The following is an 18,268-nucleotide window of genomic DNA, read 5'->3' as shown; positions in this document are numbered from 1 at the left end:
AAAAGATGATTTTTTAACATAAATTCAAAACTTTTCGCGCCACTTCGCCGTCTAATCGTATAGAATAGAACACATAATAGTTTTAAAGGAGGTCTTGGGGAAATGACCACATCACGCCCTAAAAAAAGAGGGCTTTGGATTGACACAATATTAATTTGTAGTGTTTTAGCACTATCTGCTGTTTTGCTTTTCTTTTTTTTAGTACCAAAAAACGACAAAGAATCTTCAGTAACAAATGGGGTCGCTTTAGCAGCACCACCTGAGCATCAAACAAAGGATTCGAAATATACCGGTATAAAAATTGCCTCTATTATTTCAGAAGACCATCGTATGCCCTATTCAATTGAATATCCTCAAACTGAAGATAAAGAATTCAACAAAGTTATGAAAGATGCCGTTTATAAGACGCGCGATACCTACTTAGCTAGCATGGAGGAAGTACTCCAAAATGATGCAAATAAAGTTGGTAAGTTAACAATAACATTTAAAACTTTGTATCATAAAAAGAATTACTACTCGTTTGTTTTAACTCAAAATACATATAAAGGCACAGGAAGTAAAGAAAAAACAATCCAAACCTTTATGTATGATAAAAAAAATAAGAAACAGTTGTTTTTAAACAACGTTATTAAAAACGAAAATAATCTGTCAAAACTTATACCTTTTGTTGAAAAACAGATAAAAAGTGATGACCAGTTTAAAACATATATCAATACAACAAAGTTAAAAAATGCTATAGCACCTACGTATTCAAATTATAAGCATTTTTCTTTAACTGATAGCTCTTTATACATTTATTTTGACGGAGCGAAACTGTCCGATAATAGTAATGCTATCTCTAAGATTAAGATACCACTTTCTTCTGTAAATAGTATACTGGCTAAACCGTTCAAAATGGCAGGAATAAATCCAGATGGTACAAGAAAGAAACAAATTGCATTAACATTTGATGATGGGCCTAACGCAAAAGTAACACCGAAAATCTTAAAAACGCTTAAGAAATACAATGCAAAGGCAACGTTCTTCATGCTTGGAAGCCAAGCAATGTACAATCAAAAGCTTGCTAAAAAAGTTGCGAGTGCTGGACATGAAATTGGCAATCACTCATTTTCACATACAAATTTAGTCACTCTTTCAAATAAGAAGATTAAAGCTGAAATCAACCGCACCAATGAGGAAATTAAAAGAGCTACGGGAGAAAAACCAACGTTATTCCGTCCACCTTATGGTTCAATCAACGAGAGAGTGCGTTCACAAAATAAACTACCAGTTATCTTATGGGATGTTGATACACTTGATTGGAAACATCGTAATCCTAAAACACTATTGACTATGGTCAAACAGTATAGTCATGATGGCGCTATTATTTTAATGCATGATATTCAACCTACAACAGCTCAAGGTTTAGACTCTGTTTTAGCTTACTTACAAAAACAAGGTTATGAATTTGTAACCATATCTGAGTTAAGAAGATAATTGTATAGCCCAAGACTAATGATTTTAGCCCTCGATTACATTATGTAATCAAGGGCTATTTTTATGCTCATTCTAATTCTTCCATCCATTGCTCCAATAAAACTTCTAGTTGCTGCTCTGCTCTTTCTTTCTCAGCTATTAGTTGTTCATATAAACTCCAATCCTGCTCTTGATGAATTTTCTGATTCAGTTGTTTTATAGTAGCTTCAATCTTTGCAATTTCTTGTTCTTTATTTGTATCATTTTTTATTACTTTTACTTTTGGAGATGTTTTTTTCTCTTGTTTTATAGACTGTGGTGAGTTAAGAGCTTGTTTCTCATTAAACTTTTGTCGTGCCCAGTCGTACGGACCCTCATATGTTATTAACTTCCGATTCTCAAGCCACACTGTTCTTGTAAACAATTTATTTAAAAAGAAGCGATCATGAGAAATAGCTAAAATAGTACCTTTAAAGTCTTCTAACGCGTCTTCTAGTACTTCCCTTGATTCTATATCTAAATGATTTGTCGGTTCATCTAAGATCAGTAAATTGACGTCTTGATGCATGAGCTGTGCCAATCTAAGTCGCATACGTTCACCACCACTTAAATCTGCAATTCTCTTAAAAACATCTGCTCCGTAAAACATAAATTTAGCTAAAATATGACGAGCATCAACTTCAGTGACAGAAACTTCATCACGGAAAACATCAATGAGACGCGCTTTAGGCTTATCAATTTGAAAATGCTGTGATAGATAGCCAATTTTCACTTGGCTACCTAACTTACATGTTCCCGTGTCTATCGTTGTCTTATTCAGTAACATATTCAAGATAGTAGATTTTCCTGTACCATTGCGCCCTACGATTGCCATATGTTCTTGCCATAGAAGTTGTAAATTTACATTTCTGAGTAATACTTTATCTCCAAAAGCTTTTGTGACATTTTCTAGTATGGCAACTTCCTTCCCACTGCGAGGCGCCGCTTCAAACGATAGATTCATTTTTTTAGGATCAATAATTGGCTTGCGAAGTTTTTCAATACGTTCTAGAGCTCGCTCCATATTACGCGCACGTCGATGCATTGCCTCATTCGGTGGAGTGGCTTCATTCGCCCATTGTCTCATACGTTTGATTGCTTCACGCATCTTCTTCATCTTCTTTTGTTGTTCTTCGTATTGTTGAAACTCCCGCATAAGACGCGCTTCCTTTTCAACACAAAAGTCTGAATAACTACAATGATAAACTTGCAGCTCACCTTGCTCTAAATCTACAATTTTCGTCACAACTTTATCTAAAAAATAGCGATCATGCGATATTATCACAACTGTCCCTGTGTAGTCGACTAAATATTGCTCTAACCATTCTACAGCAAACAAATCCAAATGATTCGTCGGTTCATCTAATAGTAGTAAATCTGGCTTCGTCAAAAGCAATTGACCAAGCATAATTTTCGTCTTTTCCCCACCACTAAGACTGTTAAAGGGCTGTTCTACAAAATCATTTAATTGAAGTCCATTAATGACCATCTCAATTTGTGCTTGCATACTATAACCATCTGCTAGTGTGAAGCGTTCTTGCACATCTCCATATTGAACTAAGCATCTTTCTAATTGCTCCGATGTTGCATTGGCCATACTATTTTCAAGCTCTTGCATTTGACTCTGTAAAACAAGTAAATGATTAAATGCTTGGGCTAATATGTCCTGACCTGTAATTTCTTCTGAAAATAATGGAATTTGAGCTAAATACCCAATTTTAGTCCCTTTCTTAAAATGAATTTTCCCTTGGTCTGGCGATTCTACTCCTGCAATCAGTTTAAATAAAGTTGTCTTTCCAGAACCATTACGTCCAACGATTCCTAAACGGTCTCCTGTTTTAATATCTAATACTAAGTCTTCAAAAATACTATTCCCACCGAGCATTTTGCTTATATGTTGAACTGTACAAATCATGATTGATTACTTCCTTCCGTTTGACACAGCTGAAAGCACCCGATTTTTGCCAAAACAAAAAGACTGCCTGATTAACAGACAGTCTTTTACGCCTTAAAATTCGGCTTGGAAAGAATGGCTAATCAGCTGTGGATCATTTGATTTTGTTGAAAAAAGGGCGCACTTATCCCGTTGACCGCAAAATCGAAAGAAATCGCACATGTAATTGGCAAAAATTCCAAAGTATAAACATATGCATCCACAGCATTTCTCATTCTTTCCTCACCTCCGTTTCAAATAATTATGAATAGTCTAACATAATTGATGGTCAATTTCAAATGGCCATTTAGGTAACATATGATTCAATGGTTTATCTTCACGTTCCCCCAATACATAATCTGCTTGCATTAACGTATGGATTTCACGTGTTCCTTCATAAATTACAGGTGCTTTTGAGTTGCGAAGGAAACGAGCTACTGGGTATTCATCTGAATATCCGTAAGCACCATGTATTTGCACTGCATCATCTGCTGCTTTGTTGGCGAAATCACATGCCTGCCACTTTGCTAATGACGTTTCGCGTGTATTACGTACGCCTTGATTTTTTAATTCTCCTACACGATAGACTAACAAACGACTCATCTGATAGCCTGCTTCCATTTTCGCAATCATTTGTTTTACAAGCTGGTGCTGTCCTATTGGTTTGCCGAATGTGTAACGTTGATGGCAGTATTTTACGCTTTCTTCAATACATGCCATTGATAAACCAACTGCTCCTGCTGCTACAGTAAAACGACCATTATCTAAAGCTGCCATCGCAATTTTAAATCCTTCGCCTTCTTCACCTAATAAATTTTCTTTTGGGACTTTGACATCTTCGAAGAAAAGTTCACCCGTATTACCAGCACGTATGCCATACTTCCCTTTTATTGCTTTCGAAGAAAAGCCTTCCCACGTACGATCTACTATAAAGGCGGAAATTCCTTTATGTTTTAATGAACGATCTCCTGTGTATGCAAATACGATGAAATAATCGGCAACATCACATAAAGAAATCCACGTTTTTTGACCATTTAAAATATAGTGATCACCATCAAGTACTGCATGTGTAGACATAGCGGCCACATCAGATCCTGCTCCAGGTTCAGTTAAGCCGAAAGCGCCTAACTTTGCCCCCTTAGCTTGAGGGATGAGGTACTTTTTCTTTTGTTCTTCATTGCCCCATTGCAATAGAGTCATACTATTTAGTCCCGTATGGACAGACACAGCTGTACGGAACGCTGTATCACCGCGCTCTAATTCCTCGCAAACAATGGCTAATGAATTATAGTCCATTCCACTACCACCATAAGCTTCTGGAATACACACACCCATTAAACCTACATCTGATAACTTAGAAAAAATTTCTGGATCGAACTTACCTTGACTATCCCATTCAGTAATATGAGGCATGATTTCTTTATCAACAAAAGCACGTACTGTATTTCTCAACATTTTTTGCTCTTCGGTAAATTCAAAATTCATATTAATTCTCTCCCTTATGTGTCATTTTTTCATACAAAGGCTGTAAAATTTCATCGTTGTGCTCTCCTATATTTGGTGGATGATGTCTGACTGTCACAGGTGTTCTTGATAATTTCAACGGGCTCCCGATCATTTTGATTGGACCTATTGTAGGGTGATCATAAGTGATGAACATATTACGTGCCTGTAACTGCTTATCTTGTTCAACCTCTTGTATATTTTGAATCGGACCAGCTGGTATGTTCTTTTTTCTGCATGCTTCATACCAATGTGCTGTAGACTCTTGTAAAAAAGCTGTTTGCAATAAAGGTATCAGCACATCACGTTTCTTTACGCGATCTGGATTAGTAAGAAAACGTGAATCCTGTGCATATTGAGGTACCTTCAACACTTCACAAAGCGTTGCAAACTGATGATCATTTCCAACTGCTATGACCATTTCACTATCGGCCGTTTTAAATGTCTGGTATGGTACGATATTGGCATGCGCATTTCCAAGTCCAGTTGGAATATTGCCTGACATTAAATAACTGCTTCCCACATTGACTAATGCGCTCACAGCCGCATCATATAATGCGATATCAACTTTTTGACCGATTCCTGAGCGACTACGTTCTAGTAATGCAGATTGAATACCAATACATGCGTACATTCCCGTAAGTACATCAGTGATTGCTACGCCCGTTTTTTGTGGGCCAGATTCTGCTGTCCCTGTAATGCTCATAAGGCCACTCATACCTTGAATAATAAAATCATATCCCGGTAAATAGCGATCTGGTCCTGTCTCACCAAAGCCAGTAATAGAGCAATAGACAATACCCGGGTTGATCTCAACTAATGTTTCGTACCCTAAACCAAAGCGCTCCATAGTACCGGTTTTAAAGTTATTAATGATGACATCGCTATCTTGTACTAACCTTTTAATAACTTCGCGTCCCTCATCTTCCTTCAAATTGAGAGTGATAGCTTTTTTATTACGATTTGCTGTTAAATAATAAGCACTTACATCATCTTGGAATGGAGGACCCCATTTTCGCGTCTCATCACCACTATCAAGGGCCTCTACTTTAATGACCTCAGCTCCTAAATCACCTAAAATCATTGTGCAGTATGGTCCTGCAAGTACTCGAGATAAATCGATTATACGAATATTTTCTAAAGCACCAGACATCCTGTCACCTCTTTTCATAGGTCAATAAAAAAGCCAATTCAAAAAGACTCCAGTGAATATACTGAGTGTCAAATTGAACTGGCTCTTATCTGTGTCATAAAACCCGGCTAGGCTTCAAACAGATTAGACAGTATTGGCTTACTATTACCCTTGTTACCTCATCACGCGTAATGAACGATTTGAACGTTTTTGCATGATTTATTATCTTTAACTTTACTTTACTATACTATTCTTTTTTTGTAAATTTATAACTACCTGAAAATTCTGAATTATTTTGACGATTTGTAAGATTCATATTGTTTATATAAATCTTTCAATGCCGACATTAATGCGTTTCCTGCTTTACCTAAGTAATGGACTTTCACGGCTTCGACCGGTTGTGTAATACCATCTTGCAAACTATGCCCTCTTAGCAATTGCTCAACAAATGATTTCCCATGCTGCGTTGCTAACGTACAACTTGCTGCAACGATTACCCCATATTTCTTATCAATTTCCGCAGTGATTGTTAGAGTCTCATAAATGTTTTGTGCGGCCATACCAGATGGCAGCCTCGCATGTCCTGCTATAAAAATTGTGTTCATAATGGTTCAACTCCTTCAGCACATTTATTTATAAAAATTTCCAATTTATATAAAAATCATACAATACTTATTGTTAATTTGAAAGTCTTTTCAATAAACGCAAATGCCCTATTACCAACAAAAATGGCAATTTTCCAGAGTAAAAAAAGAAGCACTATCCAATTTAGAACAGTGCCAATTCTATTAATAGATTAATCAATGCCAATTGATTAATATTAGGATTCTAATAATCCATTCATTTCCTTCACCTCCTACGTCATCATTCCAACCTACAATTCCGTAATCTTATTCTTCGATAAGTTTCCTTCATTATAAAAATGCCAAAAATCGTGATTTTATTTCATACCCGCGCCTTATAAAAGACTTTGGATATTACATAATTAGGCACTTGGATCGAAAAAAATATTTAAAAAATTCTTACTTTGATATACAATAACATTTAGTTTATATTATTGAAGAATAATTTAATAAGAAGAAAGGGGATATGTATGGTTCTAATTGGTGTTCTTTTAATCATGATTGGATTTGTACTTAGAATCAATTCAGCAGTTGTAGTAACTATTTCAGCACTCGTTACGGGGATGATTGCCGGTATTCCCATTACCAGTATTATTACGCAATTTGGAGAAGCATTTACAACTAACAGGTACATGTCTATTCTCATAGTCACGCTTCCTGTTATTGGGCTGCTTGAAAAAAATGGTCTACAGCAACAAGCTGCAAAGATTGTATCAAAAATTAAAGCCATCACTGTTGGTCGGGTATTGACTATGTATTTATTGATTAGGGAAGCCGGAGCTGCTCTTGGTTTAAACAGTCTTGGGGGACATCCGCAGACTGTACGTCCGCTGATTGCTCCAATGGCAGAAGGCGCTGCTCTATCGAAATATGGAAAACTACCTGAGAAAGAGCAACAGGAAATCCGTGCACACGCAGCTGCAACCGATAATATCGGTTTGTTTTTCGGTGAAGATATTTTCGTGGCGGTTGGTGCAATTCTTTTGATGAACGGATTTTTTGAACAGAATAATATACCTGCCGATCCAATATCAATGGCGTTATGGGGAATTCCTACTGCCATCTTTGCTTTTATCGTACACGCCATTCGTCTTCGTATGTTTGATAAAAGGCTGGATAAACGTTTGGGTAATAATGGTAAATAACGCAAAACAATCTAAAGAGAAAGTGAGAGTCTATTATGATATTCTCAGTTGAAATGATTTACGTATTAATGGGCATCATTGTTCTAGGCTGCTCCCTATATATTTTCACTGATCGGACAAACAGCCGGCGGTTATCTTCGGGATGCTTTTACTTGATTTATTCAGTTACATTAATGTTCGGCCAAATTATTCCTCCTTTTTACATTGGGCTTATGGTTATTCTTATGGTTTTAATCATTGCAAGTGGTGGGTTAAAGAAAGGTGAACATGTTGAAGAAAGCATTACTATTAAGGAAGAGCGAAGAAAACGCCTTGGCGGTCGCCTTTTCCTACCCGCTATCTTGATTCCTATTTTAACCTTGGCTGGTTCTAAGCTGCTAGATGGTGTTAAAATTGGAGGAAAGGCATTGCTTGATCCATCTAATGTAACGATGGTTGCTTTAGGTCTGGCGTGTTTGACTGCCATTATCGTTGCAATGTGGATGACACGCGGAACACCTACAGGAGCTGTGAAAGAATCACGTCGTCTGCTAGAATCTATTGGTTGGGCTGTATTGCTGCCACAGTTACTTGCAACATTAGGAACTATTTACACAAATGCAGGGGTTGGTACAGTCGTTTCCGACGCTGTAACAGCGATCATCCCAGAAGGTTCGCTATTTTGGATTGTGGTCATTTTCTGTCTTGGCATGGCTCTATTCACTATGATCATGGGGAATGCCTTTGCTGCTTTCCCGATTATGGCTGCAGGTATTGCCATTCCTTTTCTGATTAAACAATTTGACGCTAATCCAAATCATATAGCTGCCATATCTATGTTTGCTGGTTATTGTGGAACATTAATGACACCAATGGCCGCTAACTTTAATATTGTACCGGCAGCCTTGTTGGACTTGAAAGATAAAAACCATGTCATAAAAGTTCAAGTCCCAACAGCTTTAGCAGTATTAGTTTTCAATATCGTACTTATGTATTTTCTTGTCTCATTAGGAATATAGGAGGGATCGGCATGAAGAAAAAAGTGTTGTTAACCGGCTTTGAGCCTTTTGGGGGAGAAAGAATAAACCCTTCCTGGGAAGCAGTAAAACAGTTACATGGAGAAGTTATTGATGATGTGACTCTAGTTGCTGAACAAATTCCAACTGTGTTCGGGAAATCAGTTGCAGTTTTGGAGACTCTTGTTCAACAGCATAATCCTGACATCGTTATCTGTATAGGACAAGCCGGGGGTCGGCTTCACATCACACCTGAACGAGTGGCAATCAATTTGGATGATGCTAGAATCCCAGACAATCAGGGAAACCAGCCCATTGATGAGCCGATTGTAGACAAAGGTCCGGTAGCCTATTGGTCTACAATCCCCATCAAGAGAATCGTCGAAAACATGAAGGAGAGCAATATTCCTGCATCGGTATCCCATACCGCTGGAACATTTGTATGCAACCATATCTTTTATGGATTAATGGACTATATCGCCCGAACCTCATCAAGCATTCGGGGTGGATTTATCCATATTCCTTTCATTCCGGAGCAAACCATTAATAAAGAAGCACCTAGCTTAAGTCTTGAGACAATTGTTAATGGCGTAAAAATAGCAGCTGTCACAGCTGCTAAATACGATTCGGATATTCATATAGTAGGTGGGACGACCCATTAATTGTACCGTTTGATTTTAAAATATTGAGCGATTCCCTTGTTTTTCTTATAATTTATGATAGGCCTCCTGTTCATGATATAGCTATCCTTTTCACTGGCGTGCTTGGGATACTTCATAACAAGAGGTCTTTTTTATGCTCAAGTCTCATTTTTATTCATATGAATATTAAACTCTCTCCAAAACTCCATTCACATCTTTTCGTGATGAAGTTTCTTCAATATCTTCTTCGGATAACACACGTTCTATTTCCTGGTCCATTAGTTTGTTGGCATTTTTAGCGCCATATTTGGCCATAGAGATTTTGTATAACACTGTCCCAAACAGAGCCCAAGCTAATATGATTACCCACTCATACGGCCAAACTAACGCGGAAGGCATACCTGGTAGATATAAAATACATACGCCAATTGACATTAGAACAGCTAACCAACCAATTAATGTACCCCCTGGCAATATAAACGGTCTTTTTAAATCAGGCTCTCTTTTGCGCAAAATAATAAAGGCAATTGCTACTAAAACCCATGCAATAACAAGAGCAAACCCTCCTGCATCTACTAACCAGACAAGTGCTGGGCGACCGAATAATGGTGCTAAAGTAGTCAAAACTGCAATGAGTAAAATTGCTTTATGTGGCGTTCTATATTTAGGATGTAGCTCGCCTAATGCCTTAGGTAGCATTCCCGCTCTCGCCAATGCAAAAATGGCCCGACTACCGCCAACATAGAAGCCAATCCAGCTCGTTAATATCCCACCGATTCCACCTAGTACTAAAACATTCCCCATCATCTTACTACCACCAAATGCTTTTGCCATCGCATCTGCTGTGACAAGTGATGAACTAGCAATTTCTGATGGTGTCAACACGTATGAAACGCCGAAGATAATTGCTACATACCAAGTAATAGCTAAAAACACCGAAATGATTAGCAGTTGTCCAATTCGCTTACGTGGCAGATTAATTTCTTCTGCTGCTTGAGGTATCACATCGAATCCAACAAACATGAATGGCGTCATAATCAATACAGCCATGATGCCACCCCATCCTTTTTCAAATAAAGGTTGCATATGCTCTGGGCTTCCTGCAATAGAACTTCCCGTAACAAGCAATACACCTGAGATTAATATGAGTAATGTCAAAATTGACATCACAACACTTGTAATCTTCATTCCCCTATAGTTAATCCATGCAATAATAATCGACCCAAGAATTCCTACGGCTACCCATGTGAAATTTACATCCCAACCTGCAATTGTATACATGTAACCGACGCTATAGCCAGGAACGACATATTCAAAAACAGTCGGTAAAGCTACAGCTTCAAAAGCTACAACTGAAACATATCCAAGAATCATTGCCCATGTTGCTATAAACGAGGTGAGCCGTCCAGTCGCCCTATATGTGAAGAATAGTTCTCCACCAGATAACGGCATAGCCGAGGACAACTCTGCGTATGTTAAACCTATAAAAATAACAAGTAAACCGCCTATTAAAAATGCTATGATTGCACCTAGTGAACCTGCTTCTGTAATCCATAAACCAGCTGTTACCACCCAACCCCAACCAATCATTGCTCCAAAAGCAAGTGCCATAACGTCTCTATTCCCTAAAATTTTCAATAGCTTTTGATCTTCCATCTTACACCCCCGGATAAGAGTCTATTGAAATACAATAGACTCTATTAATGGAATTACTCTCGATCTATCTAGCCTTGAATAATTTTTCATTAGTTTTTAAAGTGCTGCTAGCTGCTCTTCAACCTCTTGTTGAACACTTAGTACAGCTTCACGTAGTATAGCAATTAGGTCATCTATCTGTGTTTTTGTAATAATCAATGGTGGTGAGAAACATACGATATCTGTATTGTCATAAGTAACTGCACGACATATAACACCACGTTCATGTAAGGCCGCAATAATTCTTGGAGCCACTTTCAACTCGGCAGGGAAGCGTTTATTCGTTAATGGATCTTGTACAAATTCCATCGCTCCGAGTAAACCTAACGTACGAATATCACCTACAATCGTTGATTCCCCTTTAATGGATTTAAATCCTTTTTGTAATTCTCCACCCATTTTAGAGGAGTTATCTACTAGATTTTCACGTTCTAAAATTTCAAGGTTTCTTAGTGCTACAGCCGCACCTGTTGGATGACCACTATAGGTAAAACCATGGAATAATACTCCTTCTGATTTTTCCTTCAGCACATTATGCACGTGGTCGGAAACAATGACACCACCTAGCGGAAAATAGCCACTTGTTACACCTTTTGCAAATGATAATACATCCGGCTCTACTCCATAATTTTCAACACCGAACATTTTCCCTGTGCGTCCAAATCCTGTAATAACCTCATCTGCTATATATAAAATGCCATATTCATTGCATATCTTACGTACTTCCTTGTAGTAATCCTTCGGTGGGATCAATACTCCACCTGCCCCTTGGACAGGTTCTGCCATGAATGCCGCAATCTTTTCTGGTCCTTCAGCTTCAATTACTTCGCGAATGGATTGAATCGATGACTCAGTACCAATTTCATATGGAGATTTTGCATGTATAAATCCTTGCATCAAACTTCCTGCCATGTCCCAAAACTCAGGTATACCTGTTGCACTTGTAGCGCCTGCTGAGACGCCATGATATCCTCGTCGTAATGCAACGATTTTATTTCGCTCGGGTTGACCTTGAATACGCCAATAATGACGTACAATTTTTATCGCTGAGTCATTTGACTCTGAACCACCTGATGTAAAGAACACCGCATTTAAACTAGGTGGAGCTAAATCAGCAATTTTCTTTGCTAGACGAATTGCTGGCTCATTACTAAAATTCGAAAAACATGAACTGTATGCTAATTGTTCCATCTGGTCTTTTGCCGCTTCTGCTATTTCTTTGCGACCGTGCCCAATGTTAACATTCCAAAGCGACGACATAGCATCTATATATCTCGTACCATCTTTACTTGTTAGATATATCCCTTCACCCTTATCGAAAATCACTTTTGGTCCATTCGCTTGTTGCTCTTGAATTGATGAGGTTGGATGAATAAAATGCTTTTTGTCCCATTCGTTTAAAGTTGTCATCTGTATTCCTCCTGTTTTTAAATATCTTTTATTGAAGTGATGGCATAACCGTAAACTACACATGATGTACTGAATGATGTCTTGTTTTTGCTAAAGGAATGTTAACCTCCCTTCTTAACTGCATAAAAAAAGCCAATTCAAAAAGACTACAGATAGATATCTGTGAGTCAAATTGAACTGGCTTATATCTGCGACGAAAAACCTGGTTTTGGCTTTTAACAGATTAGGCAGTCATATTTGTAAACTCAAGCACTTTACTATTTATATTTTAGGGCTACCTTCAACACTTACCCTTAATACATATTATCGTCTATGAATTACAAATATTCAAACTATTAATCATCGATTTTATAAATTACTTTACGAGATTACTCGTTAGACTTTGTTTATGTTATAAAAACCATCTCCATAGTCCTCTTCTATCCTTTTACAATATTAGTTGAACGATGCATAGTTTCTTTAATGGATACTCCACGTTTTTTCATTTCTTCCATGTATTTTTCACCTGGAACTACTTTCTCTGGTGGATATACTCCACGTTTTGAAATCGTACCATCGCCTACTAACTGAGCAACTACTGAAATTGTATTTGCAGTTGCTAGAGCCATTGCTGTTTCATTGGTTTCTTTGTCTTTCTTAATAATCAATTCGTATTCGTACGAAACTAGTTCCTCACTTTTTTCGCCTGAAACAATCACCCGTAATAATACCGCATCTGATTTATTACCAAGGGACATTTTAGTTTGTAGCACTTCACGTAAAACATCACGCGCTTTGATAACTTGACCATCTAGATTAACCGTTGTCTCTTTATTTGTTAAACCTAGATCTACAAGTAACTGGAATTTTTCTGCATGACCTTGATAGCGAATTGTTTTATATTCCAACGTGTTCACATTTGGGAAGGTCTGTGCTAAAGTAGATAATCCACCTGAAGTATGGAAAGCCTCTAGCCCGGTAAAGCCATCAAAATAAACCTTTTCAATCTCTGACAATGAAGCAATTTCCTGCAATTTCCCACCACGAATAACATGAGAAGAATCAGTATAGTGATCGAATACCCCTTCTAGAGAAAACACAATGTTATAATCCAACGGTGGTTCTTTTTCTACCGGAATTCCTCCAACAAAGATTTTAATCGATTTGACGCTATTTAATTTTGATGCACCATAGCCCGTTAAAATATTGATCATTCCAGGTGCAACACCTAGGTCAGGAATTAATGTAACGCCTTTTTCCTTAGCATCCTCAGATAGCTCTAAAACAGCATTTGTTGCACCGCCAATGTGACCACCAAGATCGACTGAATGCACACCCACTTCAATTGCCATACGTGCAACTTTTTCGTTAAATGTATAAAATAGAGCGTTAATCACAACATCTGCTTTTGCCATAATCCATTTTAACTCCGCATCATCGTTGGCATCTAGATGTAGCACTTCTAATTTATCTGACTTCAATAACTCAGCGAATAATGTTGTTTGACCGACATCTAAGTCTGCTAAGTACACTTTTTCAACTTTGTCACTTTTAACTAAATCACGCGCAACCTCTTTCCCCATTAAACCTGCACCTAATACTGCTACTTTCATCTGAATGTCCCCTTTCTTTGTTATTATTCCGTATCAATTTGTGCCCGTTGCAACTTGCCACTGTAATCAATGTAAATACTCTTCCATTCCGTATAGACATCCAGTGCTGCAACACCAGAATCACGATGACCATTTCCTGTTCCTTTTGTGCCACCAAACGGTAGATGAATTTCTGCTCCAGTTGTACCAGCATTGACGTATACAATACCCGTATCTAAATCACGCTGCGCTTGGAATGCTCGATTAATATCCTGTGTAAAGATAGAACTTGAAAGTCCAAACTGCACACTGTTATTAACTTCAATAGCTTCTTCTAAACTTTCTACTTCTATCAATGAGACAACTGGTCCGAAAATCTCTTCTTGTGCAATACGAGCATCCCATTTCACATCGGTAAATAATGTTGGTGCGTAATAAAAACCTTGATCGAAAGGAGATCCCGTTAGTATATTGCCTCCTGCAAGTAACTTCGCACCTTCCTGACGGCCTATTTCTACATAGCTATTAATCTTGTGTAATGCAGTTTTATTAATAACAGGACCAATTTTTACCGACTCATCTAAACCATCACCTATTGTTAATAGTTGCATAGCTGTTAGGAGGCGTTCTTCCAGCTCTGCTTTTACATCTTTATGCACAATTACTCGACTACATGCCGTACAACGTTGACCCGCTGTACCAAATGCACTCCACAAAATACCTTCAACAGCGAGTTCTAAATCAGCATCATCCATTACTATCACTGCATTTTTGCCACCCATTTCTAAAGAAACTTTCTTTAAATGACGGCCGCCCAACTCTGCTACCTTGCTACCTGTAGCAGTTGAACCTGTGAACGAAATGACTTTGACATCTGGATGCTCGATTAATGCTGTTCCTACTTCTGAACCTGAACCAAAGACAACATTAGCGACGCCTTCTGGTAAACCTACTTCTTCAAAAATTTTCGCCATTTCATAAGCCATCATCGGCGTTTCTGTAGCAGGTTTCCAAATGAATGTGTTCCCAGCAACAATTGCAGGGAAGGATTTCCAAGTTGCGATTGCTACAGGGAAATTCCAAGGTGTAATTAGTCCGACGACACCAATTGGAGCACGGACACTCATAGCAAATTTATTGGCTAACTCTGACGGAGTTGTTTCCCCAAACAAACGTCGCCCTTCTCCAGCCATATAAAATGCCATATCAATGCCCTCTTGTACCTCGCCTCGACCTTCTTCAATAACTTTTCCCATCTCTTTCGTAAGTACCTGAGCTAAATGTTCTTTCTTTTCTTTCATTCTTAAGCCAATTGCATACAAATAATCTGCGCGTTTTGGTGCTGGTACTAGTGCCCAACTTTTTTGTGCCTTTTTTGCAACAGCTACTGCTTGCTCCACAGCTCCTGTTGAAGACATAGGTACTTGAGCTAATTCCTCACCATTTGCAGGATTAATAACGGGTACGAATTTCAAATCTTCAGAGGTTCCCCATTGACCTCCGATAAAATTTTGCAACTTCACTGCTACTCCCCCTTTTAAATGAAAACGCTTTCTCTGTATATATTTTCTACAAAATACCTAAATATCCTTTATTTTTATTAAAATTGCAGTCAATTTATTTTTTCCTGAAAATTGACGAAACCTTTTAAAATCTCAAATCGTATTAATATTAAATACTAGGCTATAACAATTGGGAGGAAAAAAGATGAATAATCATGAAATTGATTACAAATTATTCGGCGATGACATGCAGTTTGTAGAGGTAGAATTAGATCCACAAGAAACAGTCATTGCAGAAGCTGGTGCATTAATGATGATGGAAGACGGCATTCGCATGGAAACTGTTTTTGGTGATACTTCAAGCGGCGGTGGCGGTTTCATGGGTAAATTAATGGGCGCTGGTAAAAGACTTGTAACAGGTGAAAGTTTATTCATCACAACATTCACAAATGAAGGTTATGGAAAAAAACATGTTTCTTTTGCTTCTCCCTACCCTGGGAAAATCATTCCTATGGATCTAAGTAGATATAACGGAAAAATCATTTGCCAAAAAGACGCATTCTTAGCAGCTGCTAAGGGGGTTTCGATCGGCATCGAATTCCAACGTAAATTAGGAACGGGATTTTTCGGTGGTGAAGGTTTCATCATGCAAAAACTAGAAGGTGATGGCATGGCGTTCGTTCACGCAGGCGGTACAATTATTCAAAAGAATCTACAAGTCGGTGAGACATTACGTGTAGATACAGGTTGTCTTGTAGCTATGACAGCAGACGTTGATTACAATATTGAAATGGTCAAAGGTGTAAAAACTGCCCTATTTGGTGGCGAAGGTCTATTCTTCGCTACTCTACGAGGACCAGGAACAGTATGGATCCAATCACTTCCATTCAGCCGTTTAGCGAGTCGTGTATTCGCAGCAGCGCCTCAAGTACCAGGTAACAAATCCGTAGGCGAAGGCGGAATCGGCGGCCTATTTGATATTTTCAACAAATAAGGACGGCAAACTAATTACGAAACACTTTGCAGGACAGAAGCTAGAGTCGACATTTTACTTTAAGCGCTCGTCCATCTTTATTACTCGTATCCAATTCTTATAACTCAACCTACTCTTTCTAAGAGTAGGTTTTTTCTTTAACGCAGTGTTTTTTACCATATTACAGCTCTCCATCAATACTGTACCTAATAATCTATTAGTCACTCTTCACTTCTATTACTCTATTTAAAAATTCTTCTTTTCCTCTTTCCCTTATGATAAACTTACAATAATTTCAAAAAAGGAGTGAACGAATATGAAAAGCACTTTAATGACTTTCAAAGACAACTCGGAGGGCATGCTGTCTTAATAACGAGAGTTTGGCCTCCGTTATTTTACTAACGCGGAGGGAAAAAAATGAAAATACAAAATACTTATTATGCAATCACTAGTTCACGCTCATTGCTTATACAAATGGTATTCACACTGAACGCAATTTATTACGTTATAAATGCAGGATTAAATCCATTACAGCTAGTACTTATTGGAACGATTATGGAGGTAGCTGTATTTCTTTGTGAAATGCCTACTGGTTTAGTTGCCGATCATTTTGGACGAAAACGTTCTCTATTCATCGGGACTTTTATAATTGGCATAGCACACTTACTTGAAGGAATTTTCCCAGCATTTTGGTCAATTGCCATCGCTTCGGGTTTGTGGGGGTTAGGCTGGACATTTATTAGCGGTGCTGAAGAGGCTTGGATTGCTGATGAATTAGAAGGTAGAAATTTAGATTCAGTATTTCTTAAGGGCGCTCAATTTAGATCTTTAGGTCGATTTTTTGGTATTTTGCTTAGTGTTTGTATTGCTACTTTATTTTCAGTGCAAGTAACAATAATTATTGCTGGAATTTTATTAGTACTACTAGCTTTTGGTGCATTATTCACAATGCCGGAGACAAAGTTCGTCAAAATCTCACGAAAAAAAGATATTTCCGCCATACATCATCTAATAACAACAATTCGACATGGTGCGCGTCAAATTAAAGGAAATACAATGCTCGTGAGTATCGCGATTATAACTATACTTTTGGGATTGGCGAGTGAAGGATTCGATCGACTATGGGGTGCTCATTTTATTGAAGACTTCCATATACCTGAGGCTGAATCTATCTACTGGTTTGGTGCTTTCTATGCAGTAGCATTTTTATTAAACATTGTTGTTTTAAGATTTGTAGAGCGTCGTTTTAATAAAAATTACCCTGTAATTCTTTTGATTAGCAATGGTTTATTAATTTTTGCAATGCTTGCATTTGCCTTTAGTTCAAACTTTTTGCTGGCTCTTATAACTTTCTGGATAGCAGGTACGCTACGTGATGTTAACTATCCGTTAATGAGTGTAATGACGAATGAAAGATTGGAAGCAAAGGGTCGAGCAACTGCTTTATCTATGTTCGGACAACTTGATGCTATTGGACAAATTGCTGGGGGACCTATTATTGGACTATTAGCACTTTATACAACAATCGCTAGTGGTATCGCATCTACTGTGGTATTTATTTTACCGATTTTATTCTTCTTAGTACTGATGCAAAGAAAGATTAACAATTTTAGTTAGATGTTTTTCGCAAAAAAATGTGCCGAGGATTCCA

The 18,268-nt window shown here is 37.9% G+C and carries 15 protein-coding genes; 6 read left to right on the top strand and 9 right to left on the bottom strand.

The genetic code is table 11. The features are described 5' to 3' along the window. The first annotated feature begins 102 nt into the window (after positions 1 to 102). The gene (locus BK137_RS09985; protein ID WP_038180338.1) at positions 103 to 1,476 is read left to right on the top strand and encodes a polysaccharide deacetylase family protein; all 1,374 of its coding nucleotides are present in this window, start codon (positions 103 to 105) and stop codon (positions 1,474 to 1,476) included. Between the two features lie 67 nt (positions 1,477 to 1,543). Here the strand turns inward: BK137_RS09985 and abc-f are convergent, their stop codons facing one another. The 5 genes from abc-f to BK137_RS09965 form a co-directional block, all read right to left on the bottom strand. Next, on the bottom strand, positions 1,544 to 3,409 hold the full coding sequence (gene abc-f, locus BK137_RS09980) for a ribosomal protection-like ABC-F family protein (protein ID WP_038180339.1): 1,866 nt from the start codon (positions 3,407 to 3,409) through the stop codon (positions 1,544 to 1,546). 122 nt (positions 3,410 to 3,531) lie between these two features. Further along, positions 3,532 to 3,663, bottom strand: coding sequence for an RAxF-45 family protein (locus BK137_RS22980; RefSeq protein WP_412104675.1), 132 nt, complete (start codon positions 3,661 to 3,663; stop codon positions 3,532 to 3,534). A gap of 37 nt (positions 3,664 to 3,700) precedes the next feature. Continuing rightward, on the bottom strand, positions 3,701 to 4,912 hold the full coding sequence (locus BK137_RS09975) for an acyl-CoA dehydrogenase family protein (RefSeq protein WP_038180347.1): 1,212 nt from the start codon (positions 4,910 to 4,912) through the stop codon (positions 3,701 to 3,703). A gap of 1 nt (position 4,913) precedes the next feature. Next, positions 4,914 to 6,083, bottom strand: a complete 1,170-nt coding sequence (locus BK137_RS09970; RefSeq protein ID WP_038180348.1) for a CaiB/BaiF CoA transferase family protein — start codon at positions 6,081 to 6,083, stop codon at positions 4,914 to 4,916. 269 nt (positions 6,084 to 6,352) lie between these two features. Continuing rightward, entirely contained in the window at positions 6,353 to 6,667 is a 315-nt protein-coding gene (locus tag BK137_RS09965) for a DUF3870 domain-containing protein (RefSeq protein ID WP_038180349.1), read from the bottom strand. 488 nt (positions 6,668 to 7,155) lie between these two features. Between BK137_RS09965 and BK137_RS09960 the strand changes: the two genes are divergently transcribed. Genes BK137_RS09960 through pcp form a run of 3 tightly spaced genes read left to right on the top strand, consistent with a single transcriptional unit; the run spans position 7,156 to position 9,487 of the window. After that, on the top strand, positions 7,156 to 7,830 hold the full coding sequence (locus tag BK137_RS09960; RefSeq protein ID WP_038180350.1) for a DUF969 domain-containing protein: 675 nt from the start codon (positions 7,156 to 7,158) through the stop codon (positions 7,828 to 7,830). 35 nt (positions 7,831 to 7,865) lie between these two features. Next, the gene (locus tag BK137_RS09955; RefSeq protein ID WP_038180351.1) at positions 7,866 to 8,828 is read left to right on the top strand and encodes a DUF979 domain-containing protein; all 963 of its coding nucleotides are present in this window, start codon (positions 7,866 to 7,868) and stop codon (positions 8,826 to 8,828) included. A gap of 11 nt (positions 8,829 to 8,839) precedes the next feature. Further along, on the top strand, positions 8,840 to 9,487 hold the full coding sequence (gene pcp / locus BK137_RS09950) for a pyroglutamyl-peptidase I (protein WP_038180352.1): 648 nt from the start codon (positions 8,840 to 8,842) through the stop codon (positions 9,485 to 9,487). A 165-nt stretch (positions 9,488 to 9,652) separates the two neighbouring features. Here the strand turns inward: pcp and BK137_RS09945 are convergent, their stop codons facing one another. From BK137_RS09945 to BK137_RS09930, 4 genes are all read right to left on the bottom strand, one after another. Further along, positions 9,653 to 11,122: an APC family permease gene (locus BK137_RS09945; RefSeq protein WP_038180354.1), complete on the bottom strand. Its 1,470-nt coding sequence runs from the start codon at positions 11,120 to 11,122 to the stop codon at positions 9,653 to 9,655. 96 nt (positions 11,123 to 11,218) lie between these two features. Further along, on the bottom strand, positions 11,219 to 12,571 hold the full coding sequence (locus tag BK137_RS09940; RefSeq protein WP_038180357.1) for an aminotransferase family protein: 1,353 nt from the start codon (positions 12,569 to 12,571) through the stop codon (positions 11,219 to 11,221). A 419-nt stretch (positions 12,572 to 12,990) separates the two neighbouring features. Beyond that, positions 12,991 to 14,163: a saccharopine dehydrogenase family protein gene (locus BK137_RS09935; RefSeq protein ID WP_038180358.1), complete on the bottom strand. Its 1,173-nt coding sequence runs from the start codon at positions 14,161 to 14,163 to the stop codon at positions 12,991 to 12,993. Positions 14,164 to 14,186: 23 nt separating this feature from the next. Then, entirely contained in the window at positions 14,187 to 15,665 is a 1,479-nt protein-coding gene (locus BK137_RS09930; protein WP_038180365.1) for an aldehyde dehydrogenase family protein, read from the bottom strand. A 184-nt stretch (positions 15,666 to 15,849) separates the two neighbouring features. Here BK137_RS09930 and BK137_RS09925 point away from each other — a divergent pair, with 184 nt between their 5' ends. Beyond that, positions 15,850 to 16,638 (top strand): TIGR00266 family protein, encoded by a 789-nt coding sequence (locus BK137_RS09925; RefSeq protein ID WP_038180366.1) that lies wholly within the window; start codon positions 15,850 to 15,852, stop codon positions 16,636 to 16,638. Positions 16,639 to 17,034: 396 nt separating this feature from the next. Then, positions 17,035 to 18,234, top strand: a complete 1,200-nt coding sequence (locus BK137_RS09920; protein ID WP_038180367.1) for an MFS transporter — start codon at positions 17,035 to 17,037, stop codon at positions 18,232 to 18,234. Positions 18,235 to 18,268 lie beyond the last annotated feature (34 nt).

It is taken from the genome of Viridibacillus arenosi, from assembly GCF_001955655.1.
Taxonomy (GTDB): Bacteria; Bacillota; Bacilli; order Bacillales_A; family Planococcaceae; genus Viridibacillus; species Viridibacillus arenosi.
The sequence above is the reverse complement of the archived record's forward strand: the minus strand, read 5'-3'. Positions and strand labels throughout refer to the sequence as shown.

Coding starts and splice junctions, on each gene's coding strand:
- BK137_RS09935 (WP_038180358.1), bottom strand. CDS start 14,163: ATGAAAGTAGCAGTATTAGGTGCAGGTTTAATGGGGAAAGAGGTTGCG.
- BK137_RS09985 (WP_038180338.1), top strand. CDS start 103: ATGACCACATCACGCCCTAAAAAAAGAGGGCTTTGGATTGACACAATA.
- pcp (WP_038180352.1), top strand. CDS start 8,840: ATGAAGAAAAAAGTGTTGTTAACCGGCTTTGAGCCTTTTGGGGGAGAA.
- BK137_RS09975 (WP_038180347.1), bottom strand. CDS start 4,912: ATGAATTTTGAATTTACCGAAGAGCAAAAAATGTTGAGAAATACAGTA.
- abc-f (WP_038180339.1), bottom strand. CDS start 3,409: ATGATTTGTACAGTTCAACATATAAGCAAAATGCTCGGTGGGAATAGT.
- BK137_RS09960 (WP_038180350.1), top strand. CDS start 7,156: ATGGTTCTAATTGGTGTTCTTTTAATCATGATTGGATTTGTACTTAGA.
- BK137_RS09970 (WP_038180348.1), bottom strand. CDS start 6,083: ATGTCTGGTGCTTTAGAAAATATTCGTATAATCGATTTATCTCGAGTA.
- BK137_RS09955 (WP_038180351.1), top strand. CDS start 7,866: ATGATATTCTCAGTTGAAATGATTTACGTATTAATGGGCATCATTGTT.
- BK137_RS09925 (WP_038180366.1), top strand. CDS start 15,850: ATGAATAATCATGAAATTGATTACAAATTATTCGGCGATGACATGCAG.
- BK137_RS09920 (WP_038180367.1), top strand. CDS start 17,035: ATGAAAATACAAAATACTTATTATGCAATCACTAGTTCACGCTCATTG.
- BK137_RS09945 (WP_038180354.1), bottom strand. CDS start 11,122: ATGGAAGATCAAAAGCTATTGAAAATTTTAGGGAATAGAGACGTTATG.
- BK137_RS09940 (WP_038180357.1), bottom strand. CDS start 12,571: ATGACAACTTTAAACGAATGGGACAAAAAGCATTTTATTCATCCAACC.
- BK137_RS22980 (WP_412104675.1), bottom strand. CDS start 3,663: ATGAGAAATGCTGTGGATGCATATGTTTATACTTTGGAATTTTTGCCA.
- BK137_RS09965 (WP_038180349.1), bottom strand. CDS start 6,667: ATGAACACAATTTTTATAGCAGGACATGCGAGGCTGCCATCTGGTATG.